Below are 17644 nucleotides of genomic sequence, written 5' to 3'. Positions count from 1 at the left end.
ATACAGATGGGGTGGAACATGCGAAAGGGGCGCCGCTGCCGGCGCCCTCCGCGGGATCAGCCGAAGACGTACTTGACGGCTTCCTGGAACCCATAGTCAATCACGGTCACCAGACCAATCATGACGACTACGAAGACAATCACCACTGTGGTGTACGTGGTCAGCTGGCTGCGAGTGGGCCAGACGACCTTGCGCAGCTCGGCGATGATCTGTCGGTAGAAGAGCGCGAGACGGCCCAGGGGGCCCTTCTTTCCGCGCTTGCCACCCTTGCGGGACTTCTTCTTCGACTCCGGCGCCTCGTCCTCGGCATCAGGCATGTCGATGGAGCCCACGGCGTCCGTCACGATCTTTCACCTGGTTCCGGGTCGTGGCCGTGCCGCACCCGGTGGAGCCGCACGGCGGTTCATTGAATGTACGTACATGCGCACACAACCTGGCGGAGGTGTGTGTAGCAGGGCCGGAGGGACTTGAACCCCCAACCGCTGGTTTTGGAGACCAGTGCTCTACCAATTGAGCTACGACCCTTTGTGGTTTCCCCAACCTACCCCATCCCACGATGTGGTTGGTGAGGGCCAACGACGAGTGAGTGTACGTGGTCATGGGCCCGGCGTCGAACAGATAGCTCCCGAGCGCTTTCGGTCCGCTACCCGAAAGCTTCCGGTCCGCTCCTCGAAACACGTGTGCCGGGCGCGACAGCCGTCTGGGACGATGGACCGCATGAGCGCTGCAACCTCTCCCACCGAGCGCCGGGTCTCCGCCCGCATCGGCGCGATCTCCGAGTCCGCGACCCTCGCCGTCGACGCCAAGGCCAAGGCCCTCAAGGCCGCCGGGCGCCCGGTGATCGGCTTCGGCGCCGGTGAGCCCGACTTCCCGACGCCCGACTACATCGTCGAAGCGGCCATCGAGGCCTGCAAGAACCCCAGGTACCACCGGTACACCCCGGCCGGCGGGCTCCCCGAGCTCAAGGCCGCCATCGCCACGAAGACGCTCCGCGATTCCGGCTATGAGGTCGAGGCCTCCCAGATCCTGGTCACCAACGGTGGCAAGCAGGCGATCTACGAGGCGTTCGCAGCCATCCTCGACCCGGGCGACGAGGTCATCGTGCCGGCGCCGTACTGGACCACCTACCCCGAGTCGATCCGGCTCGCGGGCGGGGTCCCGGTCGACGTCGTCGCCGACGAGACCACCGGCTACCGGGTCTCCGTCGAGCAGCTGGAGGCGGCGCGCACGGAGCGTACGAAGGTTGTGCTGTTCGTCTCGCCGTCCAACCCGACGGGCGCGGTCTACAGCAGGGCCGACGCCGAGGCGATCGGCCGCTGGGCCCACGAGCACGGCCTGTGGGTGCTGACGGACGAGATCTACGAGCACCTGGTGTACGGCGACGCCACGTTCACCTCGCTGCCGACGCTCGTGCCCGAGCTGCGCGACAAGTGCATCGTGGTCAACGGTGTGGCCAAGACCTATGCGATGACCGGCTGGCGCGTGGGGTGGATCGTCGGCCCGAAGGACGTGGTGAAGGCCGCGACCAACCTGCAGTCGCACGCCACGTCGAACGTCTCCAACGTGGCGCAGGTCGCGGCGCTGGCAGCCGTCTCCGGTTCGCTGGACGCGGTCGCGGAGATGCGGACCGCCTTCGACCGCCGCCGGCAGACGATCGTGCGGATGCTCAACGAGATCGACGGCGTGCTCTGCCCGGAGCCGGAGGGCGCCTTCTACGCGTACCCCTCGGTGAAGGCACTGCTCGGCAAGGAGATCCGCGGCAAGCGCCCGGAGACCTCGGTGGAGCTGGCGGCGCTGATCCTGGACGAGGTCGAGGTGGCGGTCGTACCGGGCGAGGCCTTCGGTACGCCGGGCTATCTGCGGCTGTCGTACGCCCTGGGCGACGAGGATCTGGTCGAGGGTGTGTCGCGGCTGCAGAAGCTGCTGGCCGAAGCGCGCGACTGACCTACTGCGGCAGTCCGCCGCAGTCACAGCAGTCACAGCAGTCCAACGACGGCCCGGCGAGGGTCCGTCGGGGTTCGTCGGCAACGGAGACCACCGGCTCACACGAGTCGGTGGTCTCCGTTTCTTCGTTCGGGCAAGAACCCGATCGGGGAAAGGGGCTGCCGCGCGGCGGGCGGGTGCGGCAAGATCCTGCAATGGAGCGCGTACGAGATCTCAGCCTGCTGCCGAAGGCCCACCTGCATCTGCACTTCACCGGCTCGATGCGGCCCACCACGTTGCTGGAGCTCGCCGACAAGTACGGCGTCCATCTGCCCGATGCGCTGACCAGCGGGGAGCCCCCCAAGCTGCGGGCCACCGACGAGCGCGGCTGGTTCCGCTTCCAGCGGCTGTACGACATGGCGCGTTCCTGTCTGCGCCGGCCCGAGGACATCCAGCGGCTGGTGCGCGAGGCCGCCGAGGAGGACATCAAGGACGGCTCGGGCTGGCTGGAGATCCAGGTCGACCCGACCTCGTACGCGCCGCGGCTCGGTGGGCTGATCCCGGCCCTGGAGATCATTCTGGACGCGGTGGAGACCGCGGCGCGGGACACCGGCCTCGGGATGCGGGTACTGGTCGCCGCGAACCGCATGAAGCACCCCCTGGATGCCCGCACGCTGGCGCGGCTCGCGGTGCGGTACGCGGAGCGCGGCGTCGTCGGCTTCGGCCTCTCCAACGACGAACGCCGGGGCATGGCACGGGACTTCGACCGCGCCTTCGCGATCGCCCGGGACGGCGGGCTGCTCGCGGCGCCGCACGGCGGCGAGCTGACGGGCCCCGCGTCGGTGCGGGACTGCCTGGACGATCTGCATGCCTCGCGCATCGGCCACGGGGTGCGGGCCGCGGAGGACCCCCGGCTGCTGCGGAAACTCGCCGAGCGCGGGGTGACCTGCGAGGTGTGCCCCGCCTCGAATGTGGCGCTGGGTGTGTACGAGAAGCCGGAGGACGTGCCCCTGCGGACGCTGTACGACGCGGGGGTGCCGATGGCGCTGGGGGCCGACGACCCGCTGCTCTTTGGCTCACGGCTGGCGGCTCAGTACGAACTGGCGCGCAGGCATCACGGCTTCACGGACGAGGAACTGGCGGAGTTGGCGAGGCAGTCGGTGCGGGGGTCGGCGGCGCCGGACGAGGTGAAGGCCAAGCTGAAGGCCGGTGTCGACGACTGGCTGGCCGGTTAGCCGATTCCGCGCAGGAGGGTGCGGGCGAGTCCGGCGGCGAATTCTTCGACGGGCTGCGGGGGTTTCCCGTCCTCGGTCATGTCGTACGCGAAGGCGCGCTGGGCACAGGCGCCGAGGAGCAGGGACGCCGCGGCGTAGGTGTCGGCTTCGGGGCTGATACGGCCGGCGGCCTGCTCGGCGCGGAGGTAGGCGTCGAGGCCCCGGATGGGCATGTGCGGGCCTCTGCCCATCTCACGCAGGGCGGCGTCGTGGCGCTGCTTCAGCTTGGGCTCGGCGTAGAGCGAAGCGGCGATCGGGAAGCTCTGGGCGTAGAAGAGGGCGGCCTCGCGGGCGATCTCGGTGAGGTTCTCCTCGACACTCCGCTCCCCCGGGTCCTCGGCCAGCCGGCTCAGCAGCGGATTGAGCCCGGGCAGCCGCTCCTTCAGTACGGTCACGAACAGGTCTTCCTTGCTCGCGAAGTACTTGTAGAGCGCCGCCTCGGAGCAGCCGGCCGCCTTGGCGATCTCCTTGGTTGTGGCGCGGGCGAGGCCGATGGTGAGTATGAGCTCATGGGCGGCGTCGAGGATGCGGACGCGGGCCGGTTTCTGCATGGATCCTCCGACCGGGAGACCTGGACTTGACGGGTGGGTGAGTGTTTACCCACTCTAGGGGTGAGTGAACACTTACCCACCTTGGAGGTGCGGGCAGATGAGGCTCACGGTTTTCGGTGCGACCGGCGGCATCGGACAGGAGATAGTGCGGCAGGCGCTGGCGTCGGGACACGAGGTGACGGCGGTGGTGCGCGATCCGTCACGGTTCCCGATCACAGGCCCTGACCTGCAGGTGTTCAAGGCGGACCTGAAGGAGGGCGAGTCGTTGCGGGCGGCTGTCGCCGGGCGCGACGCGGTGCTCTCGGGTTTGGGGGCACGGCGCCGCGCCGACGCCGGGATCGCGGCGAAACTGACGCGCTCGGTGCTGTGGGCGATGGAGGCGGAGCAGACCCGCCGGCTGCTGGTGGTCAGCGCGGGCCCGCTCGGTCCGGCCCCGGAGCGAACGCCGCTGCTCGACCGCACGATGCTGGCGGTGATCAACCTGCTGCTGCAGGACGTGTACGCCGATCTGCGGGCCATGGAGGAGGAGCTGGCCCGCAGTGCGACGGACTGGACGTCGGTGCGCCCGCCGCGGCTGCTGAACAAGCCGCTGACGGGCTCGTACCGGACGGTCGTCGGGGGAAATCCACGCAGCGGGCGGACGATCGGGCGCGCGGATGTGGCACACGCGATGCTGGCGATGGTGGACGACCCGGCGACGGTCAAGCAGGGGGTCGGGGTGGCGTACTAGCGCCCCGGGTCAGGCGCACATGGGCGGCTTCTCGCCGGGTCCGGCGGGCCGGAATTCGATCGGAGCGCCACCGGCGTACTCGAATCGGAGTGTGTCCCCGGACATCTTCGCGAAGCCGCTCACGATCGTGAACCGTCCACTCCCGTCCATGCCGGTCTCCTTCGTGTAGTCACGCACGGTCGTCCACAAACGGCTGTCGAACGTGGCGTAGCGGAGGCCGCAGTGGACGTAGAGGCCGTATGGATACCAGGCCCCCTCCTGGGCCTTCAGAGGCGCGAGTTCCAGGACCGGCGGCTTGGCCGGGTTCGGTGCCGGGTTGATGGGGCAGTTCCCGCCGCCCGTCGCCGTGCGGAACGTGATGGGGCCTCGCTTGGATCCTGGCGGGAACTCGAAGCGTGCGGTGTCCTTCGACGTCAGGGTCATGTAGCCGGATACGTGGTCGGTGGCCCACCTTGCCTTGCTGTTCGATTCCGTGGTGCTGACCCAGTTGCTGTCGCCGAAGGTGGCGAAGCGTAGATCACAGCTGGTGACCAGGTCGTAGGGGTACTTAACCCCGATCTTCGGGTCGGGCGGCCCCAGTCGCAGGGACCGCTCCGGGGCTGGTGTCACCCTGGACGCGAGCGGGTCCGGGGTACGCGGCGCGTGGTCCGTCAGCCGCAGGCCGAGGTCAACTCCCCCTGCAACCAGGACCGTCGCGCAGCAGACCGCCGTGGCGCGGCGCATGTGGCGGGTCCGGCGGCCCCGGGTCACCAGGGCGTCGACCGCGGGCGGCCCCGTGGTGCTGCCGGATTCGGCCAGCTCATGCAGGCCCCGCCTCAGCAGGTCCTCGTCCGAGTGAGTCGTGTCGCTCATCGCGTGCCCCTTCCCGCGTAACCGGCCAGCGCCCCCGTCGCGCGCAGCCGCTCCAAGGCCCTGTGGGTACGGCTCTTGACCGTCCCGGGCGAACAGCCGAGCAGCTCGGCCGTCTGTTCCACCGACAGGTCCTCGTAAAAGCGGAGCACCACCACGGCGCGCTGGGCACGGGGCAGCGCGGCGAGCGCACGGCCCAGTTCGAGCCGTGCTTCCGCGCCGCCCGCCATGTCGTGACCGTCCGGAGCACTGTCCTTCTCCGGGCGGACGACTTCCGTGTGCCAGCGGCGCCTGCGCCAGGTCGCGTAGAGATTGACGACCACCTTGCGCGCATACGCCTGGGGTGAGTCCCAGCCCGCCGAGCGGCCCCAGTGCAGATAGACGCGCACCAAGGCGGCCTGCACCAGGTCCTCCGCGGTGTGCGGATCGCCGGTCAGCAGACGGGCGGTCCGCAGCAGCGACATATGCGCCGCCGTCACGAAATCCGCGAACTCCAGGTCGCGTGCCGAACCGCCGTCGCCCACAGGCGCTCCCCCCGAGGAGTGTGGTCCTGAAGGACCCTGTCACCCACTCGACAACATGGCAGGCTCGGGGGGTTCCATCGGTTCTGCGGGCGGTCTTTACAGGCTGACGCCGACCGTCACCGGCTCATTGACCAACGTGACGCCGAATGCCTCGCGCACACCCGCCACGACCTCGCGGGCCAGTGCCAGCAGGTCCTCGGTGGTGGCTTCGCCGCGGTTGGTGAGGGCGAGGGTGTGCTTGGTGGAGATGCGGGCCGGGCCGGAGCCGTACCCCTTGGTGAAGCCGGCCCTGTCGATCAGCCAGGCCGCCGAGGTCTTGGTGTGGCCGTCCCCCGCCGGGAAGGCGGGCGGCACGACGTCCGGGCCGAGGCGGTCGCGGACCCGGGCGAGGAATGCCTCGTACGCGGCCTGGTCGAGGATCGGATTGGTGAAGAACGAGCCCGCCGACCAGGTGTCGTGGTCCTCGGGCTCCAGCACCATCCCCTTGCCGGCGCGCAGCTTCAGGACGGTCTCGCGGGCGGCTGCGGCGGGGACGCGGTCACCCGCCTCGACGCCGAGGGCCCGGGCGGTCTCGGCGTACTTGAGTGGTGCCGAGAAGCCGTTCGCGTCCTCGAGCTCGAAGCGGACGCGCAGGACGACATAGCGGTCCGGGTCCTGCTTGAAGCGGCTGTGGCGGTACGAGAAGGCGCACTCGGCGTTCGGGACGGTGACCGTCTCGCCGGTGCGGCGGTCGTAGGCGACGACCTCGGTGATGGTGCTGGAGACTTCCTGGCCGTACGCGCCGACGTTCTGGATCGGCGTGGCACCGGCCGAGCCGGGGATGCCGGCCAGGCACTCGATGCCCGCGAGTCCTGCCTCCACGGTGCGGGCGACGGCGTCCGTCCAGACCTCGCCGGCGGCCAGCTCCAGCCGCGTGCCGTGGAGTTCGAAGCCCTTCGTCGCGATGCGGAGGGCGGTGCCTTCGAAGCCCTTGTCGCCGATGACCAGATTGCTGCCGCCGCCGATGATCAGCAGCGGGGTGCCGGCGGCGTCCGCCGCGCGTACGACGGCGACCACCTCGTCGTCGGTGGTCGCCGTGACGAGTCGGGTCGCGGGGCCGCCGAGCCGGAAGGTGGTCAGGGGGGCGAGGGGGACGTCGTGGAGTTCCTGCACGGGGACAAGGGTACGGTCCGTGGCCCGCCGCTCGGACGGGACCACGGACCGTGGACGTGTACCTCTTCTCATACGGCTCATGCGGCGACTTTCGTACGCCTTGTCATGGGCCTTGTCATGCGCCTTGATCCGGCGCTCGGGTCCGGCAGCGGTTCACGCGCCTTGTCACACGGCGACGGACTGGGGCTCCTCGGTGACCTGGGCAGGCGCCTGGGACGCGGCCTGCGCGGCCTGCTCCATGCGGCGGCGGCCAGGGATCAGCAGGGCGACCAGCGCCGCGAGGGCCACCGCACCCGCGCCGATCCAGAGCGCCGGGACGGTGCCGTCGGTGAAGGCGTCCGGCGTCTCGTATCCGCCCTGAGCTGCGAAGACCGCACCCAGGACCGCGACGCCCAGGGCGCCGCCGACCTCGCGCAGAGCGTTGTTGGCGCCGGAGGCGATGCCCTGCTCGCCGGGGCGGACGCTGGACATGACCACGCTGGCCGCCGGGGCGAAGTACAGGGCCATGCCGACGCCGCTGAGGATCAGACCGGGGAGCTGGACCGCGTACGACACACCCGGCTCGAGGACCAGGGCGAAGAGCCCGAGGCCGATGGCCTGGAGGGCGAGGCCGGTGGCGACGACCGGGCGGCCGCCGATCCTGTCGGAGAGTATTCCGGCGATCGGCGCGACGATCAGCGGCATACCGGTCCAGGGGAGCATCCGCAGCCCGGCCTCGGTGGGCGAGTACCCGGCGACGCCCTGAAGGAACTGGCTGAGCAGGAAGATCGAGCCGAACATGCCCAGGAACATCAGCAGGCTCGCGATATTGATCCCGAAGAAGGCGCGGTCACGGAAGAGCCGCATGGGGAGCATCGGGTTCTTGCTGACGAGTCCGTGCCGGACGAAGGCGACGAGGAGCAGGGTGCCCAGGATCAGACCAGCCAGGATCGGGGTGCTGGTCCAGCCGTCGGCCTGGCCGTTGACCAGGGCGTAGACGATCCCGAAGAGCCCGCCGCTGACGAGCAGGGTGCCGGGTACGTCGAGCCGGGCGTTGGGGGCGTACGACTCGTCCAGACGCAGCCGGGCCAGAGGCAGCAGAGCCAGGCCGACCGGCACGTTCAACCAGAAGATCCATCCCCAGGAGATGTGCTCGGTGAGGCTGCCGCCGATGAGCGGACCGCTGGCGACGGCCAGGCCGGTGACAGCACTGAAGATGCCGAGGGCCGCGCCGCGGCGGGCCGCCGGGACGGCCGCGGTGAGCAATGTCAGCGTCAGCGGCATCATGATCGCGGCGCCGACGCCCTGGACCGCGCGGGCGGCGATCAGCGCGTCGATACCGGGCGCCAGGGCGGCTGCGGCGGATGCGCCGGTGAAGACGGCCAGGCCCGCTATGAAGAGCCTGCGGCGGCCGAAGCGGTCGCCCAGCGCGGCACCGAGCATCAGCAGGACGGCGAAGGTGAGCGTGTATGCGCTCACCGTCCATTCGAGGTCTTCCAGCGCGCCGCCCAGGTCCTTGCGGATAGAGGGGAGGGCGGTGGTGACGACGAGGTTGTCGAGGGCCGCCATGAAACCGGCGACGCTGGTGATGACAAGAGCCCAGGCAGCGCTGCCGCGGCGGGCTGTTTGCTGGTTCATTGCTCCCCCAGAGGATTAGTTATTGATGACTAACTTTTGCGGGTACAACTCACCCATCCCCGAGGGGACGGGATCGCGCTTCTAACGCGGAGCCTTGAGGTCGGACATGTCGAGTCCGGACCAGACCCGGTGATCCTCGGGGAAGCCCAGCGCCACCAGAACGTTGATCAGCATGCCGCAGCCGAGGAAGTCGGTCGTCTCACGCGCGTCCCCGGCGAAGGCGACCTGCGCCAGGTCCCAGATCTCGGCCCAGGCGGCCCTGATCTCTTCACCGAACTCGTGATCGCCGGCCGCCTCGGCGGAGGCCACCGCGACATACGTCTGCATCTGCATCAGCAGCTTGTCGCTGTCGTTGATCATCCGCATGTACGCGGCCGCCATCGCCTCGAGCGGCGAGCTGTCGGGGCGCTGCTCCAGGGCGTCGGCGAAGGCTTTGGGGGTCTCCTCGAGGCAGCGGAGGGCCGCCGCGAGGAACAGCTCCCGCTTGTTCTTGAAGAGCCGGAAGAGATACGGCTGCGACACTCCGACCCGCTTGGCGATCGCCTCGGTGGAGGTGCCGTTGTAGCCACCGCGCGCGAACTCGGTGATCGCGGCGCGGATGACGCTCTCACGTCGCTCGTCTGCGCTCATCCTGACCATGTGAAGTAAGTTAGTGGCCAATCACTAATGAAGTCAAGGGCTGACGAGAAAGTCCCGCACGAAGCGCACGAAGTAGGGGGCACCCGCCACTGACGGGTGCCCCCTACTCGTATCCGCACTGCTCAGGACTCGTACTGCTCACGATTTGTACCGCGCAGGACTCGTACTGCTCAGGCGAGCTGTACGACGGCGCGGGACATCCCCAGCACCTTCTGCCCGGCGCTCATCGCCGTCAGGTCCACACGCACCCGGTTGTCGTCCAGCTTCACCGCAACCTTGCCGCTGACCTCGATCAGCGCACCCTTGTCGTCGTTCGGCACCACGACGGGCTTGGTGAAGCGCACGCCGTACTCGACGACCGCGCCCGGGTCACCCACCCAGTCCGTCACCACGCGGACCGCCTCGGCCATGGTGAACATGCCGTGCGCGATCACGTCCGGCAGCCCGACCTCGGTGGCGAACTTCTCGTTCCAGTGGATCGGATTGAAGTCGCCCGAGGCTCCCGCGTACTGCACCAGCGTGGCGCGGGTCACCGGGAAGCTCTGTGCCCGCAGTTCGGTGCCGACCTCGACGTCCGCGTAAGAGATCTTCGCCGTCATGACGTCTCACACCTCCTCGGCGGCGCGCGCCACCAGCTTCGTCCAGGCGGTCACGACATGCTCGCCCGCCTCGTCGTGCACCTCACCGCGGATGTCCACGATGTCGTTGCCCGCAAGGGACTTGATGCTCTCGATGGTCGACGTGACCGTCAGCCGGTCCCCCGCCCGCACCGGCCGGGTGTACGCGAACTTCTGGTCGCCGTGCACCACCCGGTCGTAGTCCAGCCCCAACTGCGGGTCCTGAATGACCTGTTCCGCCGCCTTGAAAGTGATCGCAAAGGCGAAAGTCGGCGGAGCGATCACATCGGAGTGGCCGAGCGCCTTGGCGGCCTCCTGGTCGGTGTACGCGGGATTGGCGTCACCCACCGCCTCGGCGAACTCGCGGATCTTTTCCCGGCCGACCTCATAGGGCGAGGTGGGCGGATAGGTCCGCCCCACGAAGGACTGGTCGAGCGCCATGGGCTGGCTCCCTCCTGCTGGATTGACCTGACGGCGTTGGCCTGATCGATTGAACTGATGGCCTGGTCTGACGGATTGGCCTGTCGGATTGGCCACAACAAACGACACGAGGCCGCCCCCAGTGGGGACGGCCTCGTATACGAGCCTGATTCAGCGCGTTTCGCGGTGCGCCGTGTGCGAGTTGCAGCGCGGGCAGTGCTTCTTCATCTCAAGACGGTCCGGGTTGTTGCGCCGGTTCTTCTTGGTGATGTAGTTCCGCTCCTTGCACTCCACGCAGGCCAGCGTGATCTTCGGGCGGACGTCGGTGGCAGCCACGTGAGTGCTCCTTGGACGGACGGATGAACGGATGAACGCATAAAAGAGTAGCCGATCGGAGGACCGACCCCACAATCGGCTACTGTGTGTAGCGGTGACCGGACTTGAACCGGTGACACAGCGATTATGAGCCGCTTGCTCTACCGACTGAGCTACACCGCTGCGATACCGGATCCCCTCACCCGAAGGTGAGGATCACCGACATCAGAGCCCCAATACGGAATCGAACCGTAGACCTTCTCCTTACCATGGAGACGCTCTACCGACTGAGCTATTGGGGCGAGCGATGAAGACATTACACGGTCGGTCGCCGATCGCCCAAATCCGTTTCTCCGCCCCCCGACCGGTCTGCGCCCCGCCTGTCCCGTACGCCACTCGTGGCCACACCGGTACGACTATTGCGCTCCTCCTCGAAGCACGCTCGACGCGCCCCTAGGCTCGACTCACGCTGCGTGATCTTGCCCTTCGTCACGCCGCCCGAGCCCCACCGCCCGACGCAGGAGCGCAATGCCCGACAGCCAGCCGCAGCCGCCCGACGGCGCCACCGCGGACACCACCGCGCTGCTGCTCTGCGGCGCTCGGCTCACTGACGGCCGCACCGTCGACGTACGACTCAGCGGCGGCCGCATCGAGGCGGTCGGCACCGCGGGCAGCCTCACCCCGTACTACACGCGCGTCGACCTGAGCGGCTATCTGCTGCTGCCCGCGCCGGCCGAGCCGCACACCCACGGCGACACCGCTCTCACCGCCGACTCCCCCGGACCCGTCTCGTACGACATCGAAGAGGTCCAGCGGCGTGCCACCGAGGCCGCGCTCCTGCAGCTGGGGCACGGGGCGACGGCGCTGCGCTCGCACGTACGCATCGGGGATGTGCAGGGTCTTGGCCCGCTGGAGGCGGTGCTGCAGGCCCGGCGCTCGCTGCGCGGGCTCGCGGATCTGACGGCGGTCGCGGTGCCTCGGCTGCTCACGGGCGTGGCGGGGGCGGACGGTCTGGCGATGCTGCGGGACGCGGTGAAGATGGGCGCCGGGGTTGTGGGCGGCTGCCCGGACGCCGACCCCGATCCCACCGGGTACGCGGAGGCCGTGCTGGAGGTCGCGGCCGAACACGGCTGCCCCGTCGATCTGCACACCGACGGGGACGACCCGGCCAGGCTCGGGCGGCTTGCGGCGATGGCGGGCGGGCTGCGGCCGGGGGTGGTGATCGGGCCGTGCGCGGGGCTCGCCCGGCTGCCGCGCGAGGCCGCCTCCAGGGCGGCCGACCAGCTCGCGGCGGCCGGTGTCACAGTGGTCTGCGTGCCGCAGGGCGGGTGCGGACCCGTCGAACACCGGGGCAACGCGCCGGTACGGCTGCTGCGTGCGGCCGGCGTACGGGTCGCGGCCGGCAGCGGGGCGCTGCGGGACGTCTCCAACCCGGTGGGCCGTGGCGATCCGCTGGAGGCCGCTTATCTGCTGGCTTCGCAGGGCGGGATGCGGGCGCGGGACGCGTACGGGGCGGTGGCGGGGGCGGCACGGGAGGCGATGGGGCTGCCCGAGGTGCGGGTGGAGGCGGGTTTTCCGGCGGAGCTGCTGGCGGTCCGCGGCGAGCGGATCTCGGGGGTGCTGTCGCTCGCGTACAGCCGGATCGTGATTCACCGGGGGCGGGTGGTGGCGCGGACGAGCGCGGTGCGGGAGTACTGCGACTCGGCGGCGGCGGTCGCGCTCGAGCTGCCGCGGCAGGGGCGGCCGGATCCCGGCCCCTGAGCGCCGAGCGCGCTCGGGACGTACCGTCGTAGTCATGCGTATTGTCATCGCCGGAGGACATGGACAGATTGCACTTCGCCTGGAGCGGCTGCTCTCGGCGGGTGGACACGAGGTCGCAGGCATCATCCGCACACCGGAACAGGGTGACGACCTGCGCGAAGCGGGAGCCGAACCGGTTCTGCTCGACCTGGAGTCGGCCTCGGTGGAGCAGGTCGCCGCGGTACTGCAGGGCGCGGGCGCCGCGGTCTTCGCGGCTGGGGCGGGTCCGAACAGCGGTGCCGCTCGCAAGGAAACGGTGGACCGCGGCGCCGCGGTGCTCTTCGCGGACGCGGCGGAACGGGCAGGCGTACGGCGGCACATCGTCGTTTCCTCGATGGGCGCCGACTCTCAGCATCCGGGCGACGACGTGTTCGACCTCTATCTGCGCGCGAAGGGTGCTGCCGACGACTACGTACGGTCCATGCCGGGCCTCGACTGGACGATTCTGCGGCCGGGCATGCTCACGAACGACGCAGGAACCGGTCTCGTAGCCCTGAAGGCATCGACCGGGCGCGGGACGGTACCGCGGGACGATGTGGCGGCGGTACTGGCGGAGATCGCGGAGACGCCGGGCACGGCGGGGCTGACGCTGGAGCTGATCAGCGGGTCGGTGCCGGTGACGGTCGCGGTGAAGGCCGTGGCAGGGAACTAGCCGAACGTGGCTCCCTCTTCGCTTTCTTCTCTCTCTGCGATTTCCTCTCTGCGATGAATTCCCGGTCTCCGTACGGTCCTTGATGTCATGAGGGAACAGATGCCTGAGATCCAGCCCGCGGTCGTCGAGCGCGGAGAGCAGCCCTACGCCTTCATCCGCGGGTCCGTACGGATGGACGCCTTCGCCCCGATCGCGGACCGGCTGCCGGAGTTGATCCGTTGGCTGGCCGGCCGTGGGGCAGAGTTCGCCGGTGCTCCCTTCTTCCGTTTCAACAGCATTGACACGGAAGGGGAGTCGGAGGTCGAGGCAGGCATGCCCGTCGTGTCCACGCCGGAGCCCGAGGGTGACATCGGCGTCGCGGTGCTGCCGGCGGGCCGGTATGTGACGGTCACTCATGTCGGCCATCCCGACCGGCTGCCCGGGGTCATCACCGCCGTACGGGAGTGGGCGGAGCGGCAGAGCCTGGAGTGGGACATGACGGTGGTCGACGGTGTTGAGCGCTGGGCGTGCCGCCTGGAGTCGTATCTGACCGATCCGAGGGAGGAGCCGGACATGTCCAAGTGGGAGATCGAGCTGGCGTTCCGGCTGGCCGACTGAGGCCGCACTGTTCCGGGTGGCCCAGCAGCCAGTACATACTCGCCGAGCCTTCGGGGACGGCCTATAGGCTGCCGAAATGACTTCGTCGCCGCGCCTGGAGAAGGTCACACCGGACAACGTTCTGGCCGCGTGCCGGTTGAAGGTGCAGCCCTACCAGGAGCGCCTCGTGGCTCCGGTCGCACGGTCTCTGGCCGAGGCATATGTGCACCCTGAGCTGGCCTGGCCGCGACTGATCTTCGACGGTGAGCAGCTCGTGGGCTTCGTCATGGGTTTCTTCGAGGCCAATTTCGCATCGGACGGCTCTGACGACGATTTCCGCTCCGGAATCTGGCGGCTGAACATCGCCGCCGGTCAACAAGGACGCGGGTACGGCCGCTTCGCCGTGGAGTCCGTGTGCGAGGAGGTCCGCAGGCGCGGGCACACACGCGCAACGACGACATGGGCGCCCGGAGAGCACGGGCCGGAGCGGTTCTACCTGCGGCTAGGTTTTCGACCGACCGGAGAGAAGAGCGGCGATCAGACCGTGGGCGAGCTGGACCTGACCGGGGCCTGAGAGTCCCGGACCGCTTGCCGGCACACAGCAGAGGCGGAGCGAGACCGTGCGCTCGGCCGACGGCAGACAACGACGATCCGGATCTTGCCCTCGGCCTGCCGCTCGCCCGTGGTGGCCGGCCCGAGGGCCGTGGCGCGGCTCAGGGCGTCTTTGTGGTGGACCGCTTCGCGCGTGTGCTCCTACTGGTGCCGGTGCTGCTCCGCCTGGGCTTGGCGGGCGCACTCTTCCGCCTCTTCGGGGTCTCTTTTGTGCCTGCTACCGCCTGCGATTGCGCTGTTCGGGTGAGTGCCGGCCACTTGAACTCGATCTCCAGCTCGATCTCCCCGTCGCCGACCTCGACCTCTATCTCGCTGCGAAGGTCGTCGGGGATCCGCAGGCTCAGCGTCCCGGGGCCGAGTTCCAGTTCGGCATCCCCACCTTCCCTCAGCGCGGCCGCGAGCGCCATGAGCTGATCAGCCGCCTCAAGGCGTGACAGCGAGCGCTTCTGCTCAAACTTGAGGTCCTTCATGGGCTGGCTCCGATCCGGCAGAAACAGTAGATAGCGCCAATTCTGATGCCATGCACTGAATCGGACATCCTCATGGCCGGGTGAAGAACCGGAACGACCGACGACTGGTCAAGGTGCCGTCCGAGCTCCCCGGGAGGGCTTTTGGAGCATCCGTTCTCGTGGGGGCGCTGGTGACCGGTGTGTGTCGTCGATGGACACGTTCGGGCCTGTCTGATTCGGAGGGCAGCTCACGTGGGTTCGTGCGACGGAGAAGGAGTGGTGCTCGCAACCAGGCCCTGAGGAAGGAATGCCGCCGCGGCGAGGCCGGCGAGCCCGAGGATCGCCAGCGTGATCATCGCGGCACCGTAGGCGTGGGCAGTGAGGCCGGCGACGAGGATGGTGCCGGCGACTGCAGTGCCGAGCGAGGAACCCAGGTTGGACACGCTGCGTGACAGCCCGGAGATTTCGCCTTGCTGCTCCTCAGGGAAGCTTGACTGCACGACGTTGACCGACGGGGTCAGCATCACACCGAGTCCCAGGCCGATCAGCAGCAGTCCGGGCGCGAAGGCCCAGGCACTCGGAGAGCCGCTCACCATGGCCAGCAGGACGCCGATTCCGGCGATCGTCACGACGAAGCCCGTCATGATGAGGGTGCGCTGGGCGCGCCGCTTCGCCAGGCGTGCGGCGGCCAGTGACGACACGAGCAGGCCGAGCGTGGCCGCCGTGAAGATCACGCCGGTCTGGATCGCGTCGTATCCGCGCACGACCTGGAGATAGGCCGCGACGACGAACGACGTCCCCATGAGCAGCAGCCACTGAACGTTCTGTGTGACGAGACCGAGATTGGAAGTGCGGTTACGGAACAGGCTCGTCGACAGGAGCGGCTCCTCGCCGGCCCGCTCCTTGGCTCGTACTGATCGGAAGAACCACAGCAGCACGAGCGCACCGAGGGCGAGCAGACCGAGCATCAGCCAGATGTTGTTGTCGGCTGCCAGGATCCCCGTGACGATGAGGATGAGGCCGACGGCCGAGAGGATCGCTCCGCCGGTGTCGAAGCGGCGCGTGGGATCTGGTGGCAGGGGGTCCTGGATCCGGCGGCTCAGCATGACGATCAATGCGATCACCAGGGCCTGGAATACGAAGGCCGCCCGCCAGCTGATGCCCGAGGTGATGAGTCCCCCGATCAGCGGCCCCGCGGCGGCGCCGATTCCTCCGAGCGCCATGATGGCCCCGAACGCGCGGGCACGTGAGGTCACTTCCGTGAAGAGAAGCGTCGTGAGGATGTAGACGGGCGGGATGAGCAGCGCCGTGCCGACACCCTCGAGGATCGAGTTGCCGAGGATGAGGACACCCAGGCCCGGGGCGGCCGCGCTCAGTAGGGCGCCGACGCCGTATACGGCGAGACCGGTCAGGAAGCACCGCTTGCGGCCGTAGCGGTCGGTCAGCTTGCCGCCGGGGATCATCAGCGCCGCCATGACCAGAAGAAAGATCGTGATCGCGACCTGCACTCCCTGCACGGTCGTGTCCAGGTCCTCGCTGATGTCGTTGATCATCACGTTCATGTTCGAACCGGCGAAGCTGCAGATGAACTGCGCGAGGGCGAGTGGGGCCAGCACGCCGCGCGTTGCACTTGGCGTTCGTCCCGGGGTATCCGCTTCAGCCACCGGCGCTGCCCCCTTCTGCCGCGTCGAGCTGCTCATCGAGGGCGATGGCCGCGGCGATCAGTGCGAGGAGTGCGGAAAGCCGACAGTAGCCACCACACTCGCTGTCGAGGGGCGAGGCGAACACGCCGGGGGAGTCGAAACGTGGCGTACACCACCAGTCGATCGTCCCCTCGGAGGACACCAGCGCGGCAGTCCGAAGGTCGCCGACCATCCCGTGATCGGCGACAGGCGGGCAGGCGTTCACAGGAGGCTCCCTCGCCCGAACCGGGATCCGGCACGTTCAAGAGCGCTTCCCGACCCGTGTCCCGGTGCCGCGGCAGCCCATGAGCGCCTGGGTCTGCGGTGCCCCGGGCTGCCACCGTGCTGCCTTGCCTCAAGCCTGCGCCGCGGCTGTGCTCACCGCACCTCGGACAAGGCGGCTGTGCTCACCGCACCTCGGACAAGGATAAGCCGGCGCATGCCCGGACGGCCGACCTGCCGCGGTGGCTCTCCCTGGTCAAGCACCTGTCGGTCCAGGGGACTCAGAGGTGAACTAAGAGGCACAGCTTCCGGGCAGGTAGCTGTAGCCGTCGAGGAAGAGGAGAGGTCCCAGGACGGGGTCCTGGACCACTTCCCAGGAGGATACGAAAGGCGACTCCCCCGGCACGTGGAAGGTCATGGATCGGGAGTCGCTGACGACGACACCCGAGAAACCCGCGTTGCCCCTGCTCGCGATGAACTCTCCGGTATTGGAGAATTGATACGTCCAGTGTCCTTCGGCGTTGCTGCCGCCGCACCAGACGCCGACGACGCTGTCGGGGACCGACCCCTCGACGAGCCCGCTGCTCTCCGTGGGTTCTTCGGTGGGTTCCTCGGTGGGCTCCCCTGTGGGTTCCTCGGTGGGTTCCTCGGTGGGTTCCTCGGTGGGTTCCTCGGTCGGCCCTTCGGTCGGCTCCTCCGTGGGCTCCTCGGTCGGCGCCTCCGTGTATTCGTAGGTCGTTCCACCGGAGTCGTTCGGCGAAGGGCCTGGCCCGCAGGCACTTGCGGTCAGCAGCGCGGCTATGAGAATCGCTGAACACGCGGCGCCGCGGCGGGTGGCATTCGTGGTGGACGGCATGCGGGGGCCTCCTGATGTGCGAGGTCGGACAGGGATGTGGTTCCGATGGCGCGGGCGCCTGCGGCGGGGGGGGGACCCCCCCGGGGGGCCCCCCCCCCCCCCCGGGAGCGGAACCATTGGCGGGGCCCCCCCAGCAGTCCCCGGGCGGGGGACACCCAAAAAAACCCGGCCCCCACCCCCCCGG

The 17644-nt window shown here is 69.0% G+C and carries 20 protein-coding genes, 3 tRNA genes and 1 pseudogene; 7 read left to right on the top strand and 17 right to left on the bottom strand.

The features are described from left to right. Positions 1–56 precede the first annotated feature (56 nt). Together secE and ACI2LP_RS18465 are read right to left on the bottom strand one after the other, a co-directional pair. Complete coding sequence (secE, locus tag ACI2LP_RS18470; RefSeq protein WP_404725567.1) at positions 57–344, bottom strand: preprotein translocase subunit SecE; 288 nt, start codon at positions 342–344, stop codon at positions 57–59. Positions 345–452: 108 nt separating this feature from the next. Next, positions 453–525: transfer RNA gene (locus tag ACI2LP_RS18465), tRNA-Trp, on the bottom strand. 192 nt (positions 526–717) lie between these two features. On the opposite strand from ACI2LP_RS18465, the gene ACI2LP_RS18460 reads away from it, so the two are divergent. Beyond that, positions 718–1944, top strand: a complete 1227-nt coding sequence (locus tag ACI2LP_RS18460; RefSeq protein WP_404725566.1) for a pyridoxal phosphate-dependent aminotransferase — start codon at positions 718–720, stop codon at positions 1942–1944. Between the two features lie 194 nt (positions 1945–2138). Then, positions 2139–3158, top strand: a complete 1020-nt coding sequence (locus ACI2LP_RS18455) for an adenosine deaminase (RefSeq protein WP_404725565.1) — start codon at positions 2139–2141, stop codon at positions 3156–3158. On the opposite strand, the gene ACI2LP_RS18450 is transcribed toward ACI2LP_RS18455, so the two are convergent. Next, entirely contained in the window at positions 3155–3748 is a 594-nt protein-coding gene (locus ACI2LP_RS18450) for a TetR/AcrR family transcriptional regulator (RefSeq protein WP_404725564.1), read from the bottom strand. The genes ACI2LP_RS18455 and ACI2LP_RS18450 overlap by 4 nt on opposite strands. Before the next feature lie 97 nt (positions 3749–3845). Between ACI2LP_RS18450 and ACI2LP_RS18445 the strand changes: the two genes are divergently transcribed. Next, on the top strand, positions 3846–4478 hold the full coding sequence (locus ACI2LP_RS18445; RefSeq protein ID WP_404725563.1) for an NAD(P)-dependent oxidoreductase: 633 nt from the start codon (positions 3846–3848) through the stop codon (positions 4476–4478). Positions 4479–4487: 9 nt separating this feature from the next. On the opposite strand, the gene ACI2LP_RS18440 is transcribed toward ACI2LP_RS18445, so the two are convergent. The 10 genes from ACI2LP_RS18440 to ACI2LP_RS18395 form a co-directional block, all read right to left on the bottom strand. Further along, positions 4488–5330: a hypothetical protein gene (locus ACI2LP_RS18440; RefSeq protein WP_404725562.1), complete on the bottom strand. Its 843-nt coding sequence runs from the start codon at positions 5328–5330 to the stop codon at positions 4488–4490. Next, positions 5327–5851, bottom strand: coding sequence for a SigE family RNA polymerase sigma factor (locus ACI2LP_RS18435; RefSeq protein WP_404725561.1), 525 nt, complete (start codon positions 5849–5851; stop codon positions 5327–5329). The genes ACI2LP_RS18440 and ACI2LP_RS18435 overlap by 4 nt, the downstream gene beginning before the upstream one ends. A 96-nt stretch (positions 5852–5947) precedes the next feature. Further along, a complete protein-coding gene (locus tag ACI2LP_RS18430) occupies positions 5948–7003 on the bottom strand; it encodes a UDP-N-acetylmuramate dehydrogenase (RefSeq protein WP_404725560.1) in 1056 nt (351 codons plus the stop codon). A gap of 165 nt (positions 7004–7168) precedes the next feature. After that, positions 7169–8620 carry a DHA2 family efflux MFS transporter permease subunit gene (locus tag ACI2LP_RS18425; RefSeq protein WP_404725559.1) on the bottom strand — a complete coding sequence of 484 codons (1452 nt, stop codon included), beginning with the start codon at positions 8618–8620 and terminating at the stop codon, positions 7169–7171. Between the two features lie 81 nt (positions 8621–8701). Further along, positions 8702–9259, bottom strand: coding sequence for a TetR/AcrR family transcriptional regulator (locus ACI2LP_RS18420; RefSeq protein ID WP_404725558.1), 558 nt, complete (start codon positions 9257–9259; stop codon positions 8702–8704). A gap of 170 nt (positions 9260–9429) precedes the next feature. Next, on the bottom strand, positions 9430–9858 hold the full coding sequence (locus ACI2LP_RS18415; protein ID WP_404725557.1) for a MaoC family dehydratase: 429 nt from the start codon (positions 9856–9858) through the stop codon (positions 9430–9432). 6 nt (positions 9859–9864) lie between these two features. Then, positions 9865–10317: a MaoC family dehydratase N-terminal domain-containing protein gene (locus tag ACI2LP_RS18410; RefSeq protein ID WP_404725556.1), complete on the bottom strand. Its 453-nt coding sequence runs from the start codon at positions 10315–10317 to the stop codon at positions 9865–9867. A 150-nt stretch (positions 10318–10467) separates the two neighbouring features. After that, on the bottom strand, positions 10468–10632 hold the full coding sequence (rpmG, locus tag ACI2LP_RS18405; protein ID WP_003956487.1) for a 50S ribosomal protein L33: 165 nt from the start codon (positions 10630–10632) through the stop codon (positions 10468–10470). Positions 10633–10721: 89 nt separating this feature from the next. Next, positions 10722–10794 (bottom strand) — tRNA-Met (locus ACI2LP_RS18400). Between the two features lie 46 nt (positions 10795–10840). Further along, positions 10841–10913, bottom strand: a tRNA-Thr gene (locus tag ACI2LP_RS18395). 226 nt (positions 10914–11139) lie between these two features. On the opposite strand from ACI2LP_RS18395, the gene ACI2LP_RS18390 reads away from it, so the two are divergent. From ACI2LP_RS18390 to ACI2LP_RS18375, 4 genes are all read left to right on the top strand, one after another. Then, on the top strand, positions 11140–12372 hold the full coding sequence (locus ACI2LP_RS18390) for an amidohydrolase family protein (protein WP_404725555.1): 1233 nt from the start codon (positions 11140–11142) through the stop codon (positions 12370–12372). Positions 12373–12406: 34 nt separating this feature from the next. Next, positions 12407–13063, top strand: coding sequence for an SDR family oxidoreductase (locus ACI2LP_RS18385; RefSeq protein WP_404725554.1), 657 nt, complete (start codon positions 12407–12409; stop codon positions 13061–13063). Between the two features lie 99 nt (positions 13064–13162). Then, on the top strand, positions 13163–13660 hold the full coding sequence (locus ACI2LP_RS18380; RefSeq protein WP_404725553.1) for a GyrI-like domain-containing protein: 498 nt from the start codon (positions 13163–13165) through the stop codon (positions 13658–13660). A gap of 76 nt (positions 13661–13736) precedes the next feature. Further along, positions 13737–14213 (top strand): GNAT family N-acetyltransferase, encoded by a 477-nt coding sequence (locus ACI2LP_RS18375; RefSeq protein ID WP_404725552.1) that lies wholly within the window; start codon positions 13737–13739, stop codon positions 14211–14213. A gap of 139 nt (positions 14214–14352) precedes the next feature. Here the strand turns inward: ACI2LP_RS18375 and ACI2LP_RS18370 are convergent, their stop codons facing one another. From ACI2LP_RS18370 to ACI2LP_RS18355, 4 genes and pseudogenes are all read right to left on the bottom strand, one after another. Continuing rightward, positions 14353–14721 carry an amphi-Trp domain-containing protein gene (locus ACI2LP_RS18370; RefSeq protein WP_404725551.1) on the bottom strand — a complete coding sequence of 123 codons (369 nt, stop codon included), beginning with the start codon at positions 14719–14721 and terminating at the stop codon, positions 14353–14355. A 227-nt stretch (positions 14722–14948) separates the two neighbouring features. Next, entirely contained in the window at positions 14949–16316 is a 1368-nt protein-coding gene (locus ACI2LP_RS18365) for an MFS transporter (RefSeq protein WP_404725550.1), read from the bottom strand. Positions 16317–16437: 121 nt separating this feature from the next. Then, a pseudogene (locus ACI2LP_RS18360) lies at positions 16438–16608 on the bottom strand (trehalase-like domain-containing protein); the annotation flags it as partial. Between the two features lie 288 nt (positions 16609–16896). Beyond that, on the bottom strand, positions 16897–17460 hold the full coding sequence (locus ACI2LP_RS18355) for a PT domain-containing protein (RefSeq protein WP_404725549.1): 564 nt from the start codon (positions 17458–17460) through the stop codon (positions 16897–16899). Positions 17461–17644: the final 184 nt, after the last annotated feature.

The organism is Streptomyces sp. NPDC019890 (genome assembly GCF_044903445.1).
Taxonomy (GTDB): Bacteria; Actinomycetota; Actinomycetes; order Streptomycetales; family Streptomycetaceae; genus Streptomyces.
This window is presented reverse-complemented; position numbering and strand designations above follow the sequence as displayed.